The sequence below is a fragment of the Aquabacter spiritensis genome, assembly GCF_004346185.1.
GTDB classification, from domain to species: domain Bacteria; phylum Pseudomonadota; class Alphaproteobacteria; order Rhizobiales; family Xanthobacteraceae; genus Aquabacter; species Aquabacter spiritensis.
The window spans coordinates 30,779-51,927 of the sequence record NZ_SMAI01000017.1 but is presented as its reverse complement, the minus strand read 5'-3'; the positions used below and the strand labels follow the sequence as shown (position 1 = coordinate 51,927).

15 protein-coding genes are annotated in these 21,149 nt (G+C 66.0%); 8 read left to right on the top strand and 7 right to left on the bottom strand.

What is annotated here, in order from left to right; genetic code table 11:
- Window positions 1–2: 2 nt before the first annotated feature.
- The 5 genes from sufD to EDC64_RS20670 form a co-directional block, all read right to left on the bottom strand.
- The gene (gene sufD / locus EDC64_RS20690; RefSeq protein ID WP_132035075.1) at window positions 3–1,331 is read right to left on the bottom strand and encodes a Fe-S cluster assembly protein SufD; all 1,329 of its coding nucleotides are present in this window, start codon (window positions 1,329–1,331) and stop codon (window positions 3–5) included.
- Window positions 1,332–1,336: 5 nt separating this feature from the next.
- Window positions 1,337–2,095: a Fe-S cluster assembly ATPase SufC gene (gene sufC, locus EDC64_RS20685; protein WP_132034966.1), complete on the bottom strand. Its 759-nt coding sequence runs from the start codon at window positions 2,093–2,095 to the stop codon at window positions 1,337–1,339.
- Window positions 2,096–2,161: 66 nt separating this feature from the next.
- Window positions 2,162–3,643, bottom strand: a complete 1,482-nt coding sequence (gene sufB / locus EDC64_RS20680) for a Fe-S cluster assembly protein SufB (RefSeq protein WP_132034964.1) — start codon at window positions 3,641–3,643, stop codon at window positions 2,162–2,164.
- Between the two features lie 45 nt (window positions 3,644–3,688).
- Complete coding sequence (locus EDC64_RS20675; protein ID WP_132034962.1) at window positions 3,689–3,883, bottom strand: 4Fe-4S binding protein; 195 nt, start codon at window positions 3,881–3,883, stop codon at window positions 3,689–3,691.
- Between the two features lie 188 nt (window positions 3,884–4,071).
- Window positions 4,072–4,515, bottom strand: a complete 444-nt coding sequence (locus tag EDC64_RS20670; RefSeq protein WP_132034960.1) for a SufE family protein — start codon at window positions 4,513–4,515, stop codon at window positions 4,072–4,074.
- Window positions 4,516–5,013: 498 nt separating this feature from the next.
- On the opposite strand from EDC64_RS20670, the gene nifD reads away from it, so the two are divergent.
- The 8 genes from nifD (at window position 5,014) to fdxB (ending at window position 12,769) form a co-directional block, all read left to right on the top strand.
- Window positions 5,014–6,516, top strand: coding sequence for a nitrogenase molybdenum-iron protein alpha chain (gene nifD / locus EDC64_RS20665; protein ID WP_132034958.1), 1,503 nt, complete (start codon window positions 5,014–5,016; stop codon window positions 6,514–6,516).
- 77 nt (window positions 6,517–6,593) lie between these two features.
- Entirely contained in the window at window positions 6,594–8,153 is a 1,560-nt protein-coding gene (gene nifK / locus EDC64_RS20660) for a nitrogenase molybdenum-iron protein subunit beta (protein ID WP_132034956.1), read from the top strand.
- A 143-nt stretch (window positions 8,154–8,296) separates the two neighbouring features.
- A complete protein-coding gene (nifE, locus tag EDC64_RS20655; RefSeq protein ID WP_132034954.1) occupies window positions 8,297–9,973 on the top strand; it encodes a nitrogenase iron-molybdenum cofactor biosynthesis protein NifE in 1,677 nt (558 codons plus the stop codon).
- 5 nt (window positions 9,974–9,978) lie between these two features.
- On the top strand, window positions 9,979–11,352 hold the full coding sequence (gene nifN, locus EDC64_RS20650) for a nitrogenase iron-molybdenum cofactor biosynthesis protein NifN (protein WP_132034952.1): 1,374 nt from the start codon (window positions 9,979–9,981) through the stop codon (window positions 11,350–11,352).
- Window positions 11,353–11,376: 24 nt separating this feature from the next.
- The gene (gene nifX / locus EDC64_RS20645; RefSeq protein ID WP_132034950.1) at window positions 11,377–11,772 is read left to right on the top strand and encodes a nitrogen fixation protein NifX; all 396 of its coding nucleotides are present in this window, start codon (window positions 11,377–11,379) and stop codon (window positions 11,770–11,772) included.
- A gap of 8 nt (window positions 11,773–11,780) precedes the next feature.
- Window positions 11,781–12,248: a NifX-associated nitrogen fixation protein gene (locus EDC64_RS20640; protein WP_132034948.1), complete on the top strand. Its 468-nt coding sequence runs from the start codon at window positions 11,781–11,783 to the stop codon at window positions 12,246–12,248.
- A gap of 9 nt (window positions 12,249–12,257) precedes the next feature.
- A complete protein-coding gene (locus tag EDC64_RS20635) occupies window positions 12,258–12,473 on the top strand; it encodes a CCE_0567 family metalloprotein (RefSeq protein ID WP_132034946.1) in 216 nt (71 codons plus the stop codon).
- Window positions 12,474–12,484: 11 nt separating this feature from the next.
- Window positions 12,485–12,769, top strand: coding sequence for a ferredoxin III, nif-specific (fdxB, locus tag EDC64_RS20630; RefSeq protein ID WP_132034944.1), 285 nt, complete (start codon window positions 12,485–12,487; stop codon window positions 12,767–12,769).
- A gap of 57 nt (window positions 12,770–12,826) precedes the next feature.
- On the opposite strand, the gene EDC64_RS24075 is transcribed toward fdxB, so the two are convergent.
- Together EDC64_RS24075 and EDC64_RS23740 are read right to left on the bottom strand one after the other, a co-directional pair.
- Complete coding sequence (locus EDC64_RS24075) at window positions 12,827–17,851, bottom strand: autotransporter domain-containing protein (RefSeq protein ID WP_165933837.1); 5,025 nt, start codon at window positions 17,849–17,851, stop codon at window positions 12,827–12,829.
- A 424-nt stretch (window positions 17,852–18,275) separates the two neighbouring features.
- A partial coding sequence (locus EDC64_RS23740; RefSeq protein ID WP_132034940.1) for an autotransporter outer membrane beta-barrel domain-containing protein occupies window positions 18,276–21,149 on the bottom strand: 2,874 nt, incomplete at its 5' end.

Here is a 21,149-nt window from a genome sequence, read left to right as displayed (position 1 = left end):
GCTCATCCCCGTGCCCGCAGCCACGCCGCCGTGGCCTTCGTCAGCGCCTCCCGGATGCCGTCGTCCGCCACCGCGTCGATCACCTCGCCGACGAAAGCCTGGATCAGGAGGGCTTCGGCCTCGGGCGCGGGAATGCCGCGCGCCATCAGGTAGAATTTGAGCTGTTCGTCGAGTGCGCCCACGGTCGCACCGTGGCCGCATTGGACGTCGTCGGCGAAGATCTCAAGCTCCGGCTTGCTGTGCGCCTCGGCCGCCTCGGACAGAAGCAGCGCCCGCGCCATCATCCGGGCGTCGGTCTGCTGCGCCGCCTGCCGGACCGTGATCCGCCCCTGGAAGGCCGACCGCGCCGCGCCGTCGACCACCGCCTTGAAGGTTTCCCGGCTCTCGCTGCCGGGCGCGGCATGCGCGATCACGAGGGTCGTGTCGGCATGCTGGCGGCCGCCGAGAAGGCTGGCGCCGGACATCGCTGCGCGGGTGTCCGCACCCGCCAGCGTGACGAAGGCCTGGCTGCGCACCAGGCCGCCGCCGCAGGTGAGCGAGACGGCGTTGACCGCCGCGCGCGCGCCGATTTCCGCGACCGCCGTGCCGACATGCAGCGCCGCGTCGCCCTCCCCGATCAGGCGGACATGATCGAGGCGCGCATCGTCGCCGACCCGCAGATCGAGCACGGCATTGACTTGATAATCGGAGCCGTCCGGCCCTTCGAAGGTTTCGAGGAGCGTGGCGCTGCCCCCCGCGCCGATTTCGAACGCCGAGCGCGTGAACATGGCGGCCGGCACGCCGGCCGTGACGCGGAATGCGAGATGGATCGGCCGGGCGAGGCGCGTCCCCGGCGCGAGGCGGATCTGGACGCCGTCGCCCGCGAGCGCGGCATTGAGCGCGAGCATCGGCTCGCCTTCGGGGACGACCGATCCCGGACCCGGGGCGAGGTCGGCCACGTCGGCGGCGAGCAAGTCGCGCATGGCGCGGATTTCGAGCCCCGGCTCGAGGTCCGAGAGGTCCGACTGGTCCGCGACGAACACGCCGTCGACCACCAGGAGGCGGCGGAAGCCGAGGCCCGAGAACAGGCCGGTGGCCTGTCCCGCCTGCGCGCGCGCCACAGCGTCCGGGGCAGCGGCGAGCGGCTTGGCATCGCGCATCAAGCGCCGCAAATCGGTATATTTCCACGCCTCCAGCCGGCGGTGCGGCAGCCCGGCCGCGGCGAAGGCCTGGAACGCGGCGGCCCGCGCCGCCGCGATCCTGCGCCCGCCCGGCAGGCGCGGCCCGGCGCTGGCGAAGACGGCGCCGAGATCCTGCTCGGCCTTGGTCCGAATGGCGGGGATCGCGTTCATGATCGTCACGCCGCCTCGCTCTGATATTGCGCGTAGCCCCGCGCTTCGAGCTGCAAAGCGAGGTCCTTGCCGCCGGTCTCGACGATCCGCCCGGACGCCAGAACATGGACGACGTCCGGCACGATATGATCGAGCAGCCGCTGGTAATGGGTGATCACGATCATCCCCCGGTCCGGGGCGCGCAGCTGGTTGACCCCGTTCGCGACCACTTTCAGCGCGTCGATGTCGAGCCCGGAATCGGTCTCGTCCAGCACGCACAGGGCCGGTTCCAGCAGCGCCATCTGCAAGGTCTCGTTGCGCTTCTTCTCGCCGCCGGAGAACCCGACATTGAGCGGCCGGCGCAGCATCTCGGCATCGATGTTGAGCGTCTTTGCGATCTCCCGCACCCGTTTCAGCAGATCCGGGGAGGAGAGTTCCGGCTCGCCCCGCTGGCGACGCTGGGCATTGAGGGCTGCGCGCAGAAAGGTCAGGGTGGCGACGCCGGGGATCTCCAGCGGATATTGAAACGCGAGGAACAGCCCCTTCGCCGCGCGCTCATCGGCGGCCATGGCGGTGAGGTCCTCGCCCTTGAACCAGATTTCCCCGCCGGTGATCGTATAGCCGGGCTTGCCCGCCAGCACATAGGACAAGGTCGATTTTCCGGCCCCGTTCGGCCCCATGATGGCATGCACCTCGCCCGCGGCGACCGTCAGGTCGAGGCCGTCGAGGATTTCCCGGCCGCCGATCTCGGCGCGCAGGTTCCGGATTTCGAGAAGGGCCGTCATCGCACATTCCTTGTCTGTTCGGTGGACGTCGCCGCGGAAGGGGGCGGGCGGTTCCGCACGCCCCGCCTAACCCACGCTGCCTTCGAGGGAGATCGAGATCAGCTTCTGCGCCTCGACCGCGAACTCCATCGGCAGGTGCTGCAGGACCTCCTTGACGAAGCCGTTGACCACGAGGCCCACGGCCTCTTCCTGCGACAGCCCGCGCTGGACGCAGTAAAACAGGACGTCCTCCGAGATCTTCGACGTCGTCGCCTCGTGCTCGAACACCGCCGAGGGGGTCTTGGCCTCGATATAGGGCACGGTGTGCGCCCCGCACCGGTCGCCGATCAGGAGCGAATCGCAGGCCGTGAAGTTGCGCGCGCCGACCGCCTTGCGGTGGGCGGAGACGAGGCCGCGATAGGTGTTCTGCGACACCCCGGCGGCGATCCCCTTGGAGATGATCCGGCTCGACGTGTTCTTGCCGAGATGGATCATCTTGGTGCCGCTGTCCACCTGCTGGTGGCCGTTGGAGATGGCGATGGAATAGAATTCGCCGCTGGAATTCTCGCCCCGCAGGATGCAGCTCGGATACTTCCAGGTGATCGCCGAGCCGGTCTCGACCTGGGTCCAGGAAATCTTGGCATTGCGGCCGCGGCAATCGCCCCGCTTGGTGACGAAATTATAGATCCCTCCGACGCCGTCGGCATTGCCGGGATACCAATTTTGCACCGTCGAATACTTGATCTCCGCATCGTCCAGCGCCACCAATTCCACCACGGCGGCATGGAGCTGGTTCTCGTCGCGCTGCGGGGCGGTGCAGCCTTCGAGATAGCTCACATAGGCCCCCTTCTCGGCGATGATGAGGGTGCGCTCGAACTGTCCCGTGTTGCGCTCGTTGATGCGGAAATAGGTCGACAGCTCCATCGGGCAGCGCACGCCCTCGGGCACGAAGACGAAGGAGCCGTCGGAAAACACCGCCGAATTCAGCGTCGCGTAATAATTGTCGGAGATCGGCACCACCGAGCCGAGATAGGCCCGTATCAAGTCGGGATACGCGCGGATCGCTTCGGAGATCGGCATGAAGATGACGCCGGCCGCCTCCAATTCCTTGCGGAAGGTGGTGGCCACCGAGACGCTGTCGAACACCGCGTCCACCGCGATCCGCCGCTCCCCCTCCGGGCGCGCGACCCCGGCGAGAATCTCCTGTTCCCGCAAGGGGATGCCGAGCTTTTCGTAGGTCTTGAGGATCTCCGGATCGACCTCGTCGAGGGAAGCGAGCGCGGGCTTTTTCTTCGGCGCGGCATAATAATGGAGATCCTGAAAGTCGATCTCCGGATGCGCGACCCGCGCCCAGCCCGGCGGCGTCATGGTGAGCCACCGTTTATAGGCCTCGAGCCGCCAGTTCAACATCCAGTCCGGCTCATCTTTCTTCGCAGAGATGAAGCGAACGATCTCTTCCGAGAGGCCTTTCGGCGCTTTCTCGGACTCTATATCGGTGACGAAACCGTATTTATACTGGTCGGATTCGATGCGGCGCACCTGATCGACGGTCTCTTGCACGGCAGCCATTCGTCGGCCCTCGCCTTCTCGGGTCCTGCATCATCCTGCGAACGCTCACGCCGGCACGCACGTCTTGTCGACGGGGCAGACCGCGGCGCATTGCGGCGTGTCGAAGCTGCCCTCGCACTCGGTGCATTTCTTCGGATCGATGATGTACATGTCGTTCTTCAGCCTGATGGCTGCGTTCGGACATTCGAATTCGCAAGCTCCACACACCGTGCATTGCGAGGCGATGATCTTATAGGCCATCAACGTCACTCCCGAGCGCGCGTGCGATGTCCGGACGACATCTCGCGCATCGCCCTCGCAAGCTCCATGCCAGACGTTTCTTCTTTGATTTATTTGGATATTTCCAAAGTGTCGGGCAAGGATGTGTCATGCCTCCGACAGTGTGTCGCGAGCGCGACAGGCCGATGTCCGACGTCGCCCGCCCCCACTCAGACGGGCGCCGCAAGGACCGCCCGCGCGTCCGCGCGGACGCGCGCCACCATGGACCGGAAGCCGTTCGACCGCTGCGGCGTCAGATGCGCCTCCAGTCCCAGCCGCTCGAACACGGCGGCCGGATCGGCGGCGAGGATCGCCTGCGGCGACCGGCCGGACACCAGCGCCACCAGCACAGCCACGAGCCCGCGCACGATCTGCGCATCGCTGTCTCCGGTGACCATCAGAACCGGGCCGGGCGCCAAGCTGATGGCGAGCCAGACCTGGCTGACGCAGCCCGGCACCTTGTTCTCAGGACGGCGCACCGCCTCCGCCATCGGCGCGAGGGTCCGGCCCAGCTCGATCAGATAGCGGTAGCGGTCCTCCCACTCCTCGAGAAGGGCGAAATTCTCGATGATCTCCTCGATGCCTGGAAGTCCGTCGGGGGCGGCGTCGCTCATGATGCGTCAACCTTGCATTTACCGGCGCGCGCGGCAGCGGATGGGGGGTTCGGCGCGGCGGCCTCGAGGCTGCAAAGCAAGTGTCGTACCGAGGGCGATCGGCGCCGGACCGCCCGGACCGCTTCGCGGGACACCACCCTGCACCATGTTTCATTTCGAACAGCCCCGTTGGAAGAAGTCGTATGCCGCCCAGCGATGTCGGATTTGAAACAACACCAAGGTGGTTGCCGAATTTTTTATAAGACTTTGTTTTTGTTTTATTTTCTCGACGCCCAAGCACTGGCACAGGAGTTGCAAATCCTGTTTGCACGAGGCGTAGGATTGCTGGCGCCGCGTGCTTGCTCCGAACGAAGACCTGGCTCTGCACCGCACCCTGCGGCACCGGATCCAGCCCTCGAAATCGGGCATCGCCATCGGTGGTGTCGGCAATCGTTCGGAGGAAGTCCGCCGTGTCGTCACCACGACGCGTCGCCTTCACCGGTCAGCGAGGATAGCGAAATGAGCCTGGCACAGACGCAGAGCATTGAGGACATCAAAGCTCGCAACAAGGACTTGATCAACGAAGTCCTGCAGATCTACCCGGACAAGACCGCGAAGCGGCGCGCCAAGCACCTCAACGTGCATGAAGCGGGCAAGTCCGATTGCGGCGTGAAATCGAACCTGAAGTCGGTTCCCGGCGTGATGACCATTCGGGGCTGCGCCTATGCCGGCTCGAAGGGAGTTGTCTGGGGCCCGATCAAGGACATGATCCATATCAGCCACGGCCCGGTCGGCTGCGGTCAGTATTCCTGGGCCGCACGCCGCAATTATTACATCGGGACGACGGGTATCGACACCTTCGTTACGATGCAGTTCACGTCGGACTTCCAGGAAAAGGACATCGTCTTCGGCGGCGACAAGAAGCTCGCCAAGATCATGGACGAAATCCAGGAACTTTTCCCCCTGAACAACGGCATCACGGTCCAGTCGGAATGCCCCATCGGCCTGATCGGTGACGACATCGAGGCGGTCTCCAAGGCGAAATCCAAGGAATATGACGGCAAGACCATCGTGCCCGTGCGGTGCGAGGGCTTCCGCGGCGTCTCCCAATCGCTCGGCCACCATATCGCCAACGACGCGATCCGCGACTGGGTGTTCGACAAGATCCCGGCCGATGCGACGCCCCGCTTCGAACCCACCGATTACGACGTTGCGATCATCGGCGACTACAATATCGGCGGCGACGCATGGTCCTCGCGCATCCTGCTGGAGGAGATGGGGCTGCGCGTGATCGCGCAATGGTCGGGCGACGGCAGCCTGGCGGAACTCGAGGCGACGCCCAAGGCGAAGCTCAACGTGCTCCATTGCTACCGGTCGATGAATTACATCTCGCGCCACATGGAAGAGAAGTATGGGATTCCGTGGTGCGAATATAATTTCTTCGGCCCTTCGAAGATCGCGGAATCGCTGCGCAAGATCGCCAGCTTCTTCGACGACAAGATCAAGGATGGTGCCGAGCAGGTGATCGCCAAGTACCAGCCGTTGATGGATGCGGTGATCGCCAAATACCGGCCGCGCCTCGAAGGCAAGACGGTGATGCTCTTCGTCGGCGGCCTGCGCCCGCGTCACGTCATCGGCGCCTATGAGGACCTCGGAATGGAGGTCGTCGGCACCGGCTACGAATTCGGCCACAACGACGACTACCAGCGCACCGCGCAGCATTACGTCAAGGACGGAACGCTGATCTATGACGACGTGACCGGCTACGAATTCGAGAAGTTCGTGGAGAAGATCCAGCCGGATCTGGTCGGGTCGGGGATCAAGGAAAAGTACGTCTTCCAGAAGATGGGCGTGCCGTTCCGCCAGATGCATTCCTGGGACTATTCCGGCCCCTATCACGGCTATGACGGGTTCGCGATCTTCGCACGCGACATGGACATGGCCATCAATGCGCCGATCTGGAAGATGGCCAGGGCGCCCTGGAAAGCCGTGCCCAAGCCCACCCTGATGGCCGCCGAATAACCCTGAAACCGCCCCGGCCCGCCGGCATCGGCGGGCCGGGGCGGGGCATCGGATCCACCATTCAAGAGGACATCGCCATGACCCAGAATGCCGACCACGTGCTCGACCATTTCGAGCTGTTCCGCGGCCCGGAATACCAGCAGATGCTGGCGAACAAGAAAAAGATGTTCGAGAACCCGCGCGATCCCGCCGAAGTGGAACGCGTTCGGGAATGGGCCAAGACGCCGGAATACCGCGAGAAGAACTTCGCCCGCGAGGCGCTCACCGTGAACCCGGCCAAGGCCTGCCAACCGCTGGGCGCGGTGTTCGCGGCGGTCGGGTTCGAGAGCACGATCCCCTTCGTGCACGGCTCGCAGGGCTGCGTCGCCTATTACCGCAGCCATTTCTCCCGCCATTTCAAGGAGCCCTCCTCCTGCGTCTCCTCATCCATGACCGAGGATGCGGCGGTGTTCGGCGGCCTCAACAACATGATCGACGGGCTCGCCAATACTTATGCGATGTACAAGCCGAAGATGATCGCTGTCTCCACGACCTGCATGGCCGAGGTGATCGGCGACGACCTCAACGCCTTCATCAAGACCGCCAAGGAGAAGGGCTCGGTGCCCGCCGAATTCGACGTGCCCTTCGCCCATACTCCGGCCTTCGTCGGCAGCCACGTCACCGGCTACGACAACGTCATGAAGGGCATCCTCGAACATTTCTGGGACGGCAAGGCGCGCACCGCACCGGTGCTGGAGCGGGTGCCGAACGAGAGCATCAACTTCATCGGCGGGTTCGACGGCTACACGGTCGGCAACCTGCGCGAGATCAAGCGCCTGTTCGAGACGATGGGCGTCGACTACACGATCCTCGGCGACAACAGCGATGTGTTCGACACGCCGACAGACGGCGAGTTCCGCATGTATGACGGCGGCACCACGCTGGTCGAGGCGGCCGAGGCGCTCCATGCCAAGGCCACCATCTCGATGCAGGAATTCAGCACCGAGAAGACCCTGCCTTTCATCGCCGCACACGGGCAGCAGGTGGTCGCCTTCAACCATCCGATCGGCGTTGCCGGCACCGACGCCTTCCTGATGGCGGTCTCGCGCCTGACCGGAAAGGAAATACCCGAGGAACTGGCCCGCGAACGCGGTCGCCTGGTCGACGCGATCGCGGATTCGAGCGCCCATATCCATGGCAAGAAATTCGCGCTCTATGGCGATCCGGACCTTTGCCTGGGCCTCGCCGCCTTCCTTCTGGAACTCGGCGCCGAGCCGACCCATGTGCTCGCCACGAACGGCACCAAAGGCTGGGCGGAGAAGGTGCAGGCGCTGTTCGACTCGTCGCCCTTCGGCCAGAACTGCCACGTCTATCCCGGCAAGGATCTGTGGCACATGCGCTCGCTGCTGTTCACCGACCCGGTCGACTTCCTGATCGGCAATACTTACGGCAAGTATCTCGAACGCGACACGGGCACCCCCCTGATCCGCATCGGCTTTCCGGTGTTCGACCGGCATCACCACCATCGCCGGCCTGTCTGGGGCTATCAGGGCGGCATGAATGTGCTGATCACGATCCTGGATAAGATCTTCGACGAGATCGATCGGAACACGAACGTCCCGGCGAAGACCGATTACAGCTTCGACATCATCCGCTGAGGCTCCCTCCGGCGGGCGCGATGCGCCCGCCTCCTCCCCGGTCGGCCCGGTCTCCCGGAGCTCCGGACCGCGGCGGGGGCCGCACCAGACGCACGCCCGGCATAATCATCGGCCGTGCCTCGTTCCTTGGACAGGAGAGACGAATGGCTTCGGTGTCCGCCACCATCCAGGACGTGTTCAATGAGCCGGGCTGCGGCAAGAATGCCAACAAGTCCGAGGCCGAACGCAAGAAGGGCTGCACCAAGCAACTCCAGCCCGGAGGCGCCGCCGGCGGATGCGCGTTCGACGGCGCCAAGATCGCGCTCCAGCCGCTGACCGACGTCGCCCATTTGATTCATGGCCCGATCGCGTGCGAGGGCAATTCCTGGGACAATCGCGGCGCCAAGTCCTCCGGCTCGACCATCTGGCGCACCGGCTTCACCACCGACATCAACGAGACCGACGTGGTGTTCGGCGGCGAGAAGCGCCTCTACAAGGCGATCCGCGAGATCATCGAGAAATACGATCCCCCCGCGGTCTTCGTCTATCAGACCTGCGTGCCGGCGATGATCGGCGACGACATCAATGCGGTGTGCAAAGCGGCGAAGGAGAAGTTCGGCAAGCCGGTCATCCCGGTCAATTCGCCCGGTTTCGTGGGGCCGAAAAACCTCGGCAACAAGCTCGCGGGCGAGGCCCTGCTCGAGCATGTCATCGGCACCGAAGAGCCCGAATACACGACCCCCTACGACTTGAACATCATCGGCGAATACAATCTGGCCGGCGAGTTATGGCAGATCAAGCCGCTGTTCGATGAACTTGGGATCCGGATCTTCGCCTCCATCTCCGGGGATGGACGCTACAAGGAGGTCGCCTATTCCCACCGTGCCAAGGCGGCGATGATGGTCTGCTCCAAGGCCATGATCAACGTGGCCCGCAAGATGGAGGAGCGTTACGGCATCCCGTTCTTCGAGGGCTCATTCTACGGCATCGAGGATTCCAGCGAGTCCCTCCGCGAGATCGCCCGTCTGCTCATCGCGCGCGGCGCCCCCGCCGATCTGATGGCGCGCACCGAGGCGGTGATCGCGCGCGAGGAGGCGAAAGCCTATGCGGCGATTGAAACATACAAGCCACGGTTCAAGGGCAAGAAGGTCTTGCTCATCACCGGGGGCGTGAAGTCCTGGTCGGTCGTCGCAGCGCTTCAGGAGGCCGGCCTCGAACTGGTCGGCACCAGCGTCAAGAAATCCACCAAGGAGGACAAGGAGCGCATCAAGGAATTGATGGGCCAGGACGCCCACATGATCGAGGATATGACGCCGCGCGAAATGTACAAGATGTTGAAGGACGCGAAGGCGGACATCATGCTTTCCGGTGGCCGCTCGCAATTCATCGCGCTGAAGGCGGCGATGCCTTGGCTCGACATCAACCAGGAACGCCACCACGCTTATATGGGCTATGTGGGCATGGTGAAGCTGGTCGCGGAGATCGACAAGGCGCTCTACAATCCGGTCTGGGCGCAGGTCCGCAAGGCCGCTCCCTGGGATCTGCCGGGGGAGACATGGCAGGCGAAGGCCATGGCCCAGATGGATGCGGAGGCTGCGGCACTGGCGGCCGATCCGGCCGCAGCGGAGGCCGCACGGCGGGCGAAGAAAATCTGCCACTGCAAATCGGTCGATCTCGGCACCATTGAGGACGCGGTCCGCGCGCAAACTCTCACCGACGTCGCAGGCGTGCGCAGCCAGACCGGCGCGTCGGGTGGATGCGGCGCCTGCAGCGAGCGGATCGCCGACGTTCTGGCCGCGGCGCACGTGCCGGCCGCTCCGATCCTCCAGGCGGCGGAGTAGCGCGGATGGCCATCGTCACCCTCGGAAAGAAGGCCTGTGCGGTCAATCCGCTCAAGATGAGCCAGCCGATCGGCGGCGCCCTCGCCTTCATGGGCCTCAGGGGCGCGATGCCGCTGCTGCACGGCTCGCAGGGCTGTACCTCGTTCGGGCTCGTCCTTTTTGTGCGCCATTTCAAGGAGGCGATCCCGCTCCAGACCACGGCGATGAGCGAGGTTGCCACCGTGCTCGGCGGCTATGACAATGTCGAGCAGGCAATCCTCAACATCCATAAGCGGACCAATCCGGAAATCATCGGCATCTGCTCGACCGGCGTCACCGAAACCAAGGGCGACGACGTCGAAGGCTATATCCGGCAAATCCGCAAAGCACATCCGCACCTCGCCGATCTGCCCCTGGTCTATGTTTCGACCCCGGATTTCAAGGATGCGTTCCAGGACGGCTGGGAGAAAACCGTCGCGCGCCTGGTCGAGGTCCTGGTGGAGACGCCAAGGAGCGCGGCGCGGCGCGATCCCAAACGCGTCAATCTGCTGCCGGGATGCCATCTGACGCCGGGCGACATCGAGGAATTGCGGACCATTTTCGACGATTTCGGGCTCGAAGCCTCGATCCTTCCGGACCTCGGCGGATCGCTCGATGGACACATCCCGGCCGAGTTCACACCGACCACGATCGGCGGCATCGGGGTCGAGGAGGTGGCGACGATGGGGCAGTCCGCCTGGACCATCGCCGTCGGGGCGCAGATGCGTCGCGCCGCGGAGGCGCTGGAGCAGAAAGCCGGCGTCCCGTTCCGGCTGTTCGAACGGCTCTGCGGGCTCGCCGCCAACGACGATTTTATTCAATTCCTGAGCGAGATCAGCGGCCGGCCGGTGCCGCTGAAATATCGCCGCCAGCGTGGGCAACTGGTCGATGCCATGCTCGACGCCCATTTCCATATCGGCGGGCGCAAGCTCGCCATCGGCGCAGAGCCGGACCTGCTGTTCGATCTCTCCAGCATGCTCCACGACATGGGCGCGCACGTCGAGGTCGCCGTCACCACCACCCAGTCACCGGTCCTGGCGCGGGTGGAGGCGGCGGAGGTGCTGATCGGCGATCTGGAGGATTTGGAGAGGCGCGCGAAGGATCGCGGCTGCGACCTGCTCGTCACCCATTCGCACGGCCGGCAGGCCGCCGGACGGCTGCGCATCCCCTTCTATCGCACCGGCATGCCGATGTTCGACCGTCTCGGGGCGGGGCACCAGCTTCAGGTCGGCTATCGCGGGACGCGCGACACGATCTTCACCATCGCCAACCTGATCATCGCCGACCACGAGGCGCATCACGAGGCCACGCCCGACACCTGGCGCCCGAAGGCCGAAGGCGGCACGCCCGCAATGCACTGATCCGGGGCAGAAAAGGAAAATTCCATGAAGATCGCATTCGCCACACAGGATCTGAAACGGGTCGATGCGCATTTCGGCTGGGCCAAAAATATCGCGATCTACGAAGTGGGTCCGGATGGGCACCGCTTCCTGGAGGCGGTGCAGTTCGACGGCGACCTGAAGGAAGACGGGAACGAGGACAAGCTCGCCCCGAAGCTCGATGCCATCCGGGACTGCGCCATCCTCTATGTCGCCGCCATCGGCGGCTCCGGTGCGGCCCGCGTCGTGGCGAGCAATATCCACCCCATGAAGGTCAACCAGCCGGAGGAGATCACGGACCTCCTCGAAAAGCTGGAAGCCGTCCTGAAAGGCACCCCGCCCCCGTGGCTGCGCAAAGCCCTCGCCAAGGGCCAGGAGCGCACGCTCGATTTCGACGAATGAGGACGACCATGGTTGACGCAGCCGAAGACCTCGAGACAAACCCCGCAGACGCACCCTTCATCAAGGAATTGATCAAGGTGTGGCGGGCACAGGACAGCCACGGCGCCTGGGACGGCAAGTCCGACCTCGATTTGTTGGAGCCCTATATCCTCGACAAAGAGAAGCGCCGCGCGCTGCCGATCATGGGCGACCCCGATCCGGAGACGATCTGGCGCCTGGAGCTGTATTTCAATGCCATCGCCCTCTCGATCGAGCGGGCGACCGGAATCATGGTCTCGCCGATGCTCAAGATGAGCCATGAGGGCTTTGGCCGGATGGTGCTGATCGGCGGGCGCCTGGTCGTCGTGAACAAGCAATTGCGCGACGTCCACCGCTTCGGCTTCGACACGCTCGGCAAGCTGGCCGAGGAAGGCGAGAAGCACGTCAAGGCAGGCATCGCCATGATCGCGGCGTTCGAGCCGGTCGCCAAATATTGAGGTGCGCCCATGTCCAATCCTGATTCGACCGACCTCGAAGCCCTGAAGGCCGAGATCAAGAAGCTGTCCGCCAAGGCGACGCAGGCCAAGATGGATCTGCACGATCTGTCCGAAGAACTGCCGATCAGCTGGGAGACCATTCCGAGCGTCGCGCAGCGCGCCCACGACGCCTATGCCGAGCTTGAGCGCAAGCGCGCTTTGCTGAAGACCCTCGAAACCGCGTGACGGAGCGCCCCATGTCGAACGCCACCCGCGACGGCCGGCTCTGGCGGCCCGACTTCCTGGTCGCCATCGATGCCCGAAAATGCATCGGCTGCGGCCGCTGCTTCAAGGTGTGCGGCCGCGACGTCATGACCCTCAAGGGGCTCAACGAGGAGGGCGAACTCGTCGCGCTCGACGACGACGAGGACGACGAGATCGAAAAGAAGGTCATGGTCATGAACGACGCAGGCGCCTGCATCGGCTGCGGCGCCTGCGCCCGCGTCTGCCCAACCAATTGCCAGACCCACGCGCCTGCCTGAAAGCCCTTTGGTTTGAAGGGCTTTCCGCCGGTGTATCGGACCGCGTGGCGCCGGCCTTCAGAATTTCAGCGCGAACTGGGCTGTGAAGGCGTTCTGGGAGGCGGTGGCGGCGAGCTGCCCGCTATAGGTCACGCCGAGGCTCGCCACATCCGACAATGCGAAGGATAAACCCGCCCCCAGGAGCAGCGCATCCTCGGCGATCGGCACGCCGGAGACCTGGAACGGCGTCGTCCCCCCCGCGAACAGCATGGTCGCGACCGGCGTCGTGTCGCCGAACGCGTGCTGCCAGCCCAGGGTCACGCTCGGCGTCAGAGTGCGTCCATACAGCTGAAGCGCGGTCGCCGCCCGGATCCCGAGGGTCGAATAGAGCGTGCTCATCCCTTCGAGATCGACCGACAGTGCCGCCGCAGAGCCCCCGCCCTCGAACAGCGAGCCGCCCGAGACGTTGACGTATGCGAGGCCCGCGAACGGCTCGAGCGCGATGGCGCCGATCGCGACGTCGTAGCCCACCTCGCCGAACACCTGCGTCGTGCCGCTCGTATAGCCGCCCTCCGTCGCCCCAGCGAAGCCCGCAAAGGCCACCGCACGCGTCATCGACACGTCGTGCCACGTATAGGAGACCCCGCCGCGCAGCGCCCACGCCCCGAACTGCGCGCCCGCATAGGCGCCGAGGTCGTAATTGTCGATCGACCCCGACGAGGCCCGGTCCGTCACGTCGAACTGCGACTGGCTGAACCCGCCGAACAGGCCCGCCCGCGCATGGGGCGCCAGCGCCACGTCCGCGCCGATCAGGAACCCGCCCAGCGAATTGGTGATGCTGGCCGCATTCCCGTTCGAGAAGGAATTGCCCCAGCCGCCATAGCCCTGCGCCCACAAGGTCGGCGTCAACCCGCCGCCGAGAGTGGCCGTCTGCGGCGCCCCGGCCTGCGCCGCATAGCCGAGCGCCCCCGCCTCCGGCGCCGTCACCGACGCGCGAAGCCGCGAGCCCACCGCCTCGCGCACATAGACCGATTGCTGCTGGATCACCGTGTCCACCGACGCATAGGCCTCGCCCGACAGCGCGTTGAGCGCCCCGGGGATGGTGGCCGCCGACTGGGTCAGCAGCGCGTCGAACACGCCATTGCCGAGCCCCAGCGCCTGCGCCCCCACCGCCGTCGAAAGCTGGTTCGGCGTCTGCGCATAGGTCGCGAACAGCGGCGCCACCTGCGCTTCATAAGCCAGCGTCAGATAGACATTCTGCGCGTCATAGCTCAGCGAAGGGGTCAGGAAGGCATAATCGCTCGTTACCGAACCGAACGTGCCCGCCACCGTGCCGGTCGTCGTCACGATCGCATACGTGGCGTTCGCCGCATACACGCCGCGCTCCGCCACCACTTGAACAGAGGCACCGGACGACAGCGTCACCGATCCGCTCGCCGTGATCAGATCGTGCGCGCCGGCCGGCGTCACATCCACCCGATAGACCGCGCCGTCATTGAAGGCGACGCTGCCCGCGACACTGATCGTGCCGGGCGAATTGCCAGGCGCGGCGATGCCGCCGCCATTCACCACCAGCCCGCCGATCTGGCCATTGCCGTTGATCAGGCCGCCGCTTCCCACCGTGAAGACCGAGCCGCTCTGCGAGCCGCTCTCCAAAGTGAGCGTCGCGTTCGAGACCGAGATCGGGCCGCTATAGGCGCCGGGCGTTTCGAACAGGACCGTGCCGCCGCCCGTGAAGGTCACCGTGCCGGACCCCGATATGGTGCCCGGGAAGCTGTAGGTGTCGGAGCGGTTGAAGACGAGGCTCGCATTGTTCACCACATCGCCGGTGATCGAGCCCGTCGTGCCGCCATTGCCGAGCTGGAGCGTGCCGGCGCTGATTGTGGTGAGGCCGCTATAGGTGTTCTCGCCGGTGAGGACGAGCGTGCCGGTTCCGGTCTTGGTGAGCGTGCCCTCGCCCGAAATGACGCCCGACAGGGTCAGGACGGTGCCGTCCGCCACCTGGAACGTGCCGCCGCCGGAGCTCAAGGCTTTGTTCAGGCTCGGCGGCGTGCCGAGCGCGATGGCGCGGGCGCTGGTGAAGCTCGCGGTGGTCGAGAGCGTCCCGCCGGCCAGCGTGAGGCCACCCGATGCCGCGCCGAGATTGGCGTCGCTCGACACTTCCAGCGTCGCGCCGCGCACCAGTGTGCCGCCGGCATAGCTGTTGTTGCCCGTGAGCACGATCGTGCCCTGGCCGATGACCTCAAGCTGCCCCGCGCCGGTAATCGGGGCGGAGATGGTGGCCGTGACCTCGCTGCCATAGGCCCAGAGCCGGCCGGTTTCGGCGATCACCAATTCCCCGCCGGCGCCCGCCGCCAGGACGAAGTCAGACGTCATGAATTCCAGCGTGCCGATGGCTTGCGATCCGACGACCGTGACGGTGCCGCCCGTGCCGTCGAAAATGCCCGTGCCACCCGCCCAGGCCCCCGCCGAGGTGCCGGAGGAGGTGAGCCACACATTCGACGCCGTCCATTCCCCCGATCCGCCCCGGTCCGTCCCGTTCGCGCTCCAATATTGCAGCTCTCCCGGACCGGGACCCGACCCGCCCGTCACCTCCAGATCGACATTGGTCGCGCCGATCACAAGCGTGCCGGTATAGGTTTCCGGCATGGTTCCCAGCACGAGGCCGTTGTTGACGAACGAGCCCGGCGTGGAGAAGATGCGATAGAGGCCGTCCCCGAAGTTCGTCCCCGCCGTCACGTTCAGCGTGCCGTTGGTCGTGAGAATAAATTGCGACTGGAACACCGCTGTCTCGGATGGCGCATCCAGCGTCACATTCACGATGGAACCGCTCTCCAGAATCAGGGCCCCCATCGAAAGGCTGTTGCCCTGCGCCCCCTCGAGCGTGCCGCCTTCCCGTATGAAGACCGTGTTCGCCGAGCCGGCGCCGCTGAGCGTGCCGCCGCTATTGACGCTGACGCCGCCTCCAGCAATCGTGCTCTGCAGCTGAAGCGTGCCCCCGTCGACATTCAAGAAACCGTATATGCCGGCCGCATTGCCGCTGATCACCAATGTGCCGTCGCCGGCCTTGGTGAAATCAGAATTCGAAGACACCGTGCCGGTCAGCGTCGCGGTCTGCCCCGACGCGACGGACAAGGTGCCGCCGTCGAAGACGATGCTCCGCGCAGTGCTCGACGTTTCGGTCAGGCTCAATTGCCCGCCGGCGATGCGCAGGCTGCTCACTTCGCTTCCGAGCGAGGCGAAGTCGGAGATGGAGAGGGCGCCTTCGGTGATCTCCCAGTTCATCACGGTGCTGGCGGCGGTCCCCGTGAGTGTCCAGGTGCTGGTCCCGGTCTTCTCCAGATATTGGAAGCCCGAGAGCATGTCCGCATTCACGTCGACGAAGAAGGTGCCGGCGTTCGTGCCGCCCAGCCTGAATGTGTCCCCCAGCCCATTGACAACGCTGCCCAACAACAGGGGGATGTCCCCCGTCGCCGACGCCTCGAACGTCACGGAATTTTGAGAGCCATAGAAAGTGATCGCCGCGGCGCCCACACCGTCGCCCCTGTAACCGCCAGAGACGGTCGATGCGCCTTGGAGCACGATATCAGTGTTGGGGGCGAAGCTGACGATGCCGCTGCCGCCGGACCCCGGATTGGTCGCGTCGTAGCCGCCATTGCCACCCGCGACGGTGACACCGTCGGCAATTGTCAGGGTGTGCGACGCCATGCTGAAATCGATCAAGATGCCGGTGCCGCCATTGCCGCCAAAGCCGCCCGGCTGCTGCGGATTGCCGCCGTTTCCTCCGGCTACATTCGCGTTCACGGTGATATCGAACGCCTGAGTTTCCGAGGCCAGAGTCATGCCGGCCCCGCCCCCTCCGGCAAAAAAGAAAGGCCAAAGAGCGCCTCCGTCCCCGCCAATCGCCGTGCCGGTATTACCGCCGTGGCCGCCTGTGACAGCGGCATCGATGACGAGAGCCACGCGGCCAGAGATTGCGGACGAGTTCACAGACAGACCCATCCCCCCCTCGCCCCCGTCGCCCCCGTTGTTCCCGTTGTCCAGCGTGTCGCCGTTCCCGCCGACCCCGCCATTGCCCCCGGCGATCGACGTGCCCGTTAGGCTGATCCGTGTCACGGCGTCGGACGAAATCACCAGATGGGCACCGAAGCCGCCGTTGCCACCTAGCCCGCCGAGCCTGCCCGCCGCGGTACTTTCGCCTCCGGTGCCGCCAATGCCGCCGTTGAGGCCCGTGAGGGTCAGCTCGAGATTCTCGGTCAGATCGGCATAGAAGGCCGTCCCGCCACTGCCGCCTGCGCCGCCCGACTGTGCGATTCCGCCGGTGCCGCCGGTGCCGCCATTGAGTGTGTCGACGGTCAGGCTCAAGGCTGAGACGCCAACAAGCGCGAGACCCCCGCCGGCGACGCCGCCCATGCCGCCAACAGAGCCTGCGCCATTGCCGCTCCCGCCGTTCCCGCCATTTCCACCCGTGCGCGTGCCGGTTATCGCGAACGTGGTGGTGGAGGGAAGGCTAGACGTGATGGAGAGCGCATATCCCCCGCCGCCACCACCGCCGCCGCCGGCGCTGGCGGCAAGAACCTGGTAGCCATTGCCGCCGTTTCCGCCCGAGCCGCCCGTGGTGATGGTGATCGATGCCGAATCTTCCAGCGAACCGGTGAAGGCATGGGCCGCGCCACCCCCGCCCCCGCCGCCGCCCGGATTCCCGCCGCCGCCGCCGCTCGGAGATGGGCCGATCGCGCTCTCTCCGTCCTGCCCGTTCAGGACAGAGGCCGTGGTGCTGCTGAAGATGCCGCCCGCCCCGCCGAATGCCTGGTTGAATTCGGCCGTGCCTCCGCCGCCCCCGGAAGAGCCGCCGCCCCCGCCGCCGCCGCCGCCATATGTCAGGACATTGGCATTCCGTCCGGCGCCTCCCGCTACTCCCAGGTATCCCAAGCCGCCCCCGCCGCCGCCTGGGCCGCCGCCGGCACCTCCGTAGGGATAGGCCTCGGCCCAGGCCGGGGCGAGCGCGCCGCTCATGCAGAGCGCGACGCTCGACAGAAGAAGAAGCCGCCGCAAAGTGCGGCGTGTGGGCTGAACCGACACAACCAGCTTCGAGACGCGCATTTCCCCCCCATTCGCGATGTCGCGGCGGCTGTAAGATACCGTTGGGGAATTTCTAAATGACGGATAAACAACCACTCAAGCCCGAATCCATCGCTGAGGCTCGCGTCCTTCCAGGTGTTACTTTCGCGCAACGCAACCTTGGCCGGACCGCGTGCGCGGGAAGGCCGGATCGCACTCTGCCGCGCCGCTCGGACCTCTCAGCAAGGGCCGAACTGAATGCGCAATAAGGCACGGAACCTGCGGTGAGAATGGTCTCAAGACAGAATTCGGTCCTCGTCGCCCTGCCATGCCGACTCGACCGTGCCGGTCGGGCGCCAGGTCGATCCGGCAGCGGCCGATTCGCCGGGTTTTGGACGCGCTCGGCCGCCCGTCTCTCCCGGGTGCACGGGTGGCGGACGCAGCGCGCCCGCCACGGCGCAGGTCTTCAGAATTTCAGCGCGAACTGGGCGGTGAAGGCGTTCTGGGAGGCGGTGGCGGCGAGCTGCCCGCTATAGGTCACGCCGAGGCTGGCGACATTCGAGAGCGCATAAGACAGGCTCGCCCCGAGCAGGAGCGCGTCCTCCGCGATCGGCACGCCCGACACCTGGAACGGCGTCGTCCCCCCCGCGAACAGCATGGTGGCGACCGGCGTCGTGTCGCCGAACGCGTGCTGCCAGCCCAGGGTCACGCTCGGCGTCAGAGTGCGTCCATACAGCTGAAGCGAGGTCGCCGCCCGGATCCCGAGGGTCGAATAGAGCGTGCTCATCCCTTCGAGATCCACCGACAAGGCCGCCGCAGAGCCGCCGCCCTCGAACAGCGAGCCACCCGAGACGTTGACGTATGCGAGGCCCGCGAACGGCTCGAGCGCGATGGCGCCGATTGCGACGTCGTAGCCCACCTCGCCGAACACCTGCGTCGTGCCGCTCGTATAGCCGCCCTCCGTCGCCCCAGCGAAGCCCGCAAAGGCCACCGCACGCGTCATCGACACGTCGTGCCACGTATAGGAGACCCCGCCGCGCAGCGCCCACGCCCCGAACTGCGCGCCGGCATAGGCGCCGAGGTCGTAATTGTCGATCGACCCCGACGAGGCCCGGTCCGTCACGTCGAACTGCGACTGGCTGAACCCGCCGAACAGGCCCGCCCGCGCATGGGGCGCCAGCGCCACGTCCGCGCCGATCAGGAACCCGCCCAGCGAATTGGTGATGCTCGCCGCATTCCCGTTCGAGAAGGAATTGCCCCAGCCGCCATAGCCCTGCGCCCACAAGGTCGGCGTCAACCCGCCGCCGAGAGTGGCCGTCTGCGGCGCCCCGGCCTGCGCCGCATAGCCGAGCGCCCCCGCCTCCGGCGCCGTCACCGACGCGCGAAGCCGCGAGCCCACCGCCTCGCGCACATAGACCGATTGCTGCTGGATCACCGTGTCCACCGACGCATAGGCCTCGCCCGACAGCGCGTTCAGCGCCCCGGGCACAGCGGCGTCCGGCAGCCAATAAATGGCGTCGAACACCGGATTGCCCTGGTCCAATGCCTGCGCCGCGACGGCCGTCGTCGCCTGGTTCGGCGTCCGAGCGAAGTCGATGAACTCCATCCCTGTATAGACCAGCGTCAGATAGACGTTCTGCGCGTCATAGCTCAAGGCGGGTTCGAGGAAAGCGAAGTCCGAGGTCACCGTTCCGAAGGTGCCCGTCACTCCGGCGGTCGTGGTGATGATGGCATAGGTGGTTTGCGCGGCGAACCGGCCCCGCTCCGCTGCCACGGCCACGCCGGCCCCCGAGGAGAGCGTCACGGCACCCGTTGCAACAATGAGATCGTGCGCACCGGCCGGCGTCACGTCGACGACATAGGTCGCGCCGGCATTGAAGGTCACTGGGCCGGACACGGTCAGCGTGCCCGGCGAATAGCCCGGCGCGATGACGCTGCCCGAATTGGCGGTGAGCGATCCGATGGTCGCGCTGCCGCCGAGCCGTCCGCCCGCATTCACGGTGAAGGCGGATCCGCTCACCGTTCCCGCCTTCAGCTCCACGGACGATGCATTCACGGTCACCGGCCCGTTATAGGGCGCGGAGAAGATCACCTGCCCGCCGCCCATGAAGACGACGTCGCCGGTCCCGGTGATGGCGCCGGAGAAGACGTAATCGTCGGAGCGGTTGAAGACGAGGTGCGCATTGTTCACCACGTCGCCGACTACCGCCCCGACCGCGCCGCCGTCGCCAATCTGAAGCGTGCCGGCGCTGATCAGCGTCCCGCCGGTATAAGTATTGGCGCCGGTAAGGACGAGACGGCCCTCCCCGGCTTTGGTGAGCCCGCCCGCGCCCGATACGATGCCGGACAGGGTGACGGTCGCCTCGGCGCCGACGGCGACGGTCCCTCCGCCCGCCCCGTCGACGGCCAACAGCGTGACCGGGGCAGAGGTCGCGAACGTGGACTTCGTGGCGAATTCCGCGGAGCCTCTCAGGGTCAGGCCGCCGCTGCCCAAGGCTGCAACCGAATTGACGACCAAGGCGCCGTTATTGACCACGGTGCCGCCGCTGTGCGTGTTTGTGCCGGTCAGAGAGAGCGACCCGGTCCCATCCATCAATACGCTGCCGCTGCCCGTGATGTCGCCTGCGAAGGTGACGGCGTCGGAGCGGTTGAAGACCAGCGTGCCATTGTCGACCACGTTGCCCACAAGGGTGCCCGATGTCCCGCCAGTGCCGACTTCGAGCCGTCCGCCGGCGATGGTCGTGCCGCCGGTGAAGCTGTTTTCGCCGGTGAGGATGAGGCTGCCGGCGCCGGCATGGATCAGGCTTCCGCCGCCGGAGACGGCACCCGCGAAAGTCGTCGTATCGGACCGATCGAAGATCAGGACGCCGGAGTTCGCCACGTCGCCCGCGATCGAACCGGCTGTGCCGCCGTCGCCGATCTGCAGCGTGCCGCCGGAAAGGGTCGTGCCGCCGCTATAGGTGTTGGTGCCGGTCAAAGTGAGGGTGCCGGCCCCGGTCTTCACCAAAGCGAGCGTCGCCGGGGCGGCGCGCGCGGGCGGCGCCGTGCCTTGATCGACCAGCGTGCCGGAGAACACCGTGTCCGCGTCATTGGCGCCCACAGTGAGGGTCACGTCGCCCCGGTAGGCGGAAACGCTGCCGCTGCCCGCGAGCGAGCCGATCGTCTCGTCGTCCCACAGAATGAGCCCGCCCGCGGCACCGATCGAAACCGCCACGCTGTCGGCGATTGCGGCACCGCCGCGCAGCAGAATGTTTCCGTCCAGAACCTGCAGCGGTCCGGTGAAAGTGTTGGTCCCGCCCAGAAGCTGCTGGCCGGCGCCGGTCTTGATGAGACCGCCGGT

Bases quoted from the DNA above. Each gene is read 5' to 3' on its own strand.
- sufD (WP_132035075.1), bottom strand. From the start codon at position 1,331: ATGAACGCGATCCCCGCCATTCGGACCAAGGCCGAGCAGGATCTCGGC.
- sufC (WP_132034966.1), bottom strand. From the start codon at position 2,095: ATGACGGCCCTTCTCGAAATCCGGAACCTGCGCGCCGAGATCGGCGGC.
- sufB (WP_132034964.1), bottom strand. From the start codon at position 3,643: ATGGCTGCCGTGCAAGAGACCGTCGATCAGGTGCGCCGCATCGAATCC.
- EDC64_RS20675 (WP_132034962.1), bottom strand. From the start codon at position 3,883: ATGGCCTATAAGATCATCGCCTCGCAATGCACGGTGTGTGGAGCTTGC.
- EDC64_RS20670 (WP_132034960.1), bottom strand. From the start codon at position 4,515: ATGAGCGACGCCGCCCCCGACGGACTTCCAGGCATCGAGGAGATCATC.
- nifD (WP_132034958.1), top strand. From the start codon at position 5,014: ATGAGCCTGGCACAGACGCAGAGCATTGAGGACATCAAAGCTCGCAAC.
- nifK (WP_132034956.1), top strand. From the start codon at position 6,594: ATGACCCAGAATGCCGACCACGTGCTCGACCATTTCGAGCTGTTCCGC.
- nifE (WP_132034954.1), top strand. From the start codon at position 8,297: ATGGCTTCGGTGTCCGCCACCATCCAGGACGTGTTCAATGAGCCGGGC.
- nifN (WP_132034952.1), top strand. From the start codon at position 9,979: ATGGCCATCGTCACCCTCGGAAAGAAGGCCTGTGCGGTCAATCCGCTC.
- nifX (WP_132034950.1), top strand. From the start codon at position 11,377: ATGAAGATCGCATTCGCCACACAGGATCTGAAACGGGTCGATGCGCAT.
- EDC64_RS20640 (WP_132034948.1), top strand. From the start codon at position 11,781: ATGGTTGACGCAGCCGAAGACCTCGAGACAAACCCCGCAGACGCACCC.
- EDC64_RS20635 (WP_132034946.1), top strand. From the start codon at position 12,258: ATGTCCAATCCTGATTCGACCGACCTCGAAGCCCTGAAGGCCGAGATC.
- fdxB (WP_132034944.1), top strand. From the start codon at position 12,485: ATGTCGAACGCCACCCGCGACGGCCGGCTCTGGCGGCCCGACTTCCTG.
- EDC64_RS24075 (WP_165933837.1), bottom strand. From the start codon at position 17,851: ATGCGCGTCTCGAAGCTGGTTGTGTCGGTTCAGCCCACACGCCGCACT.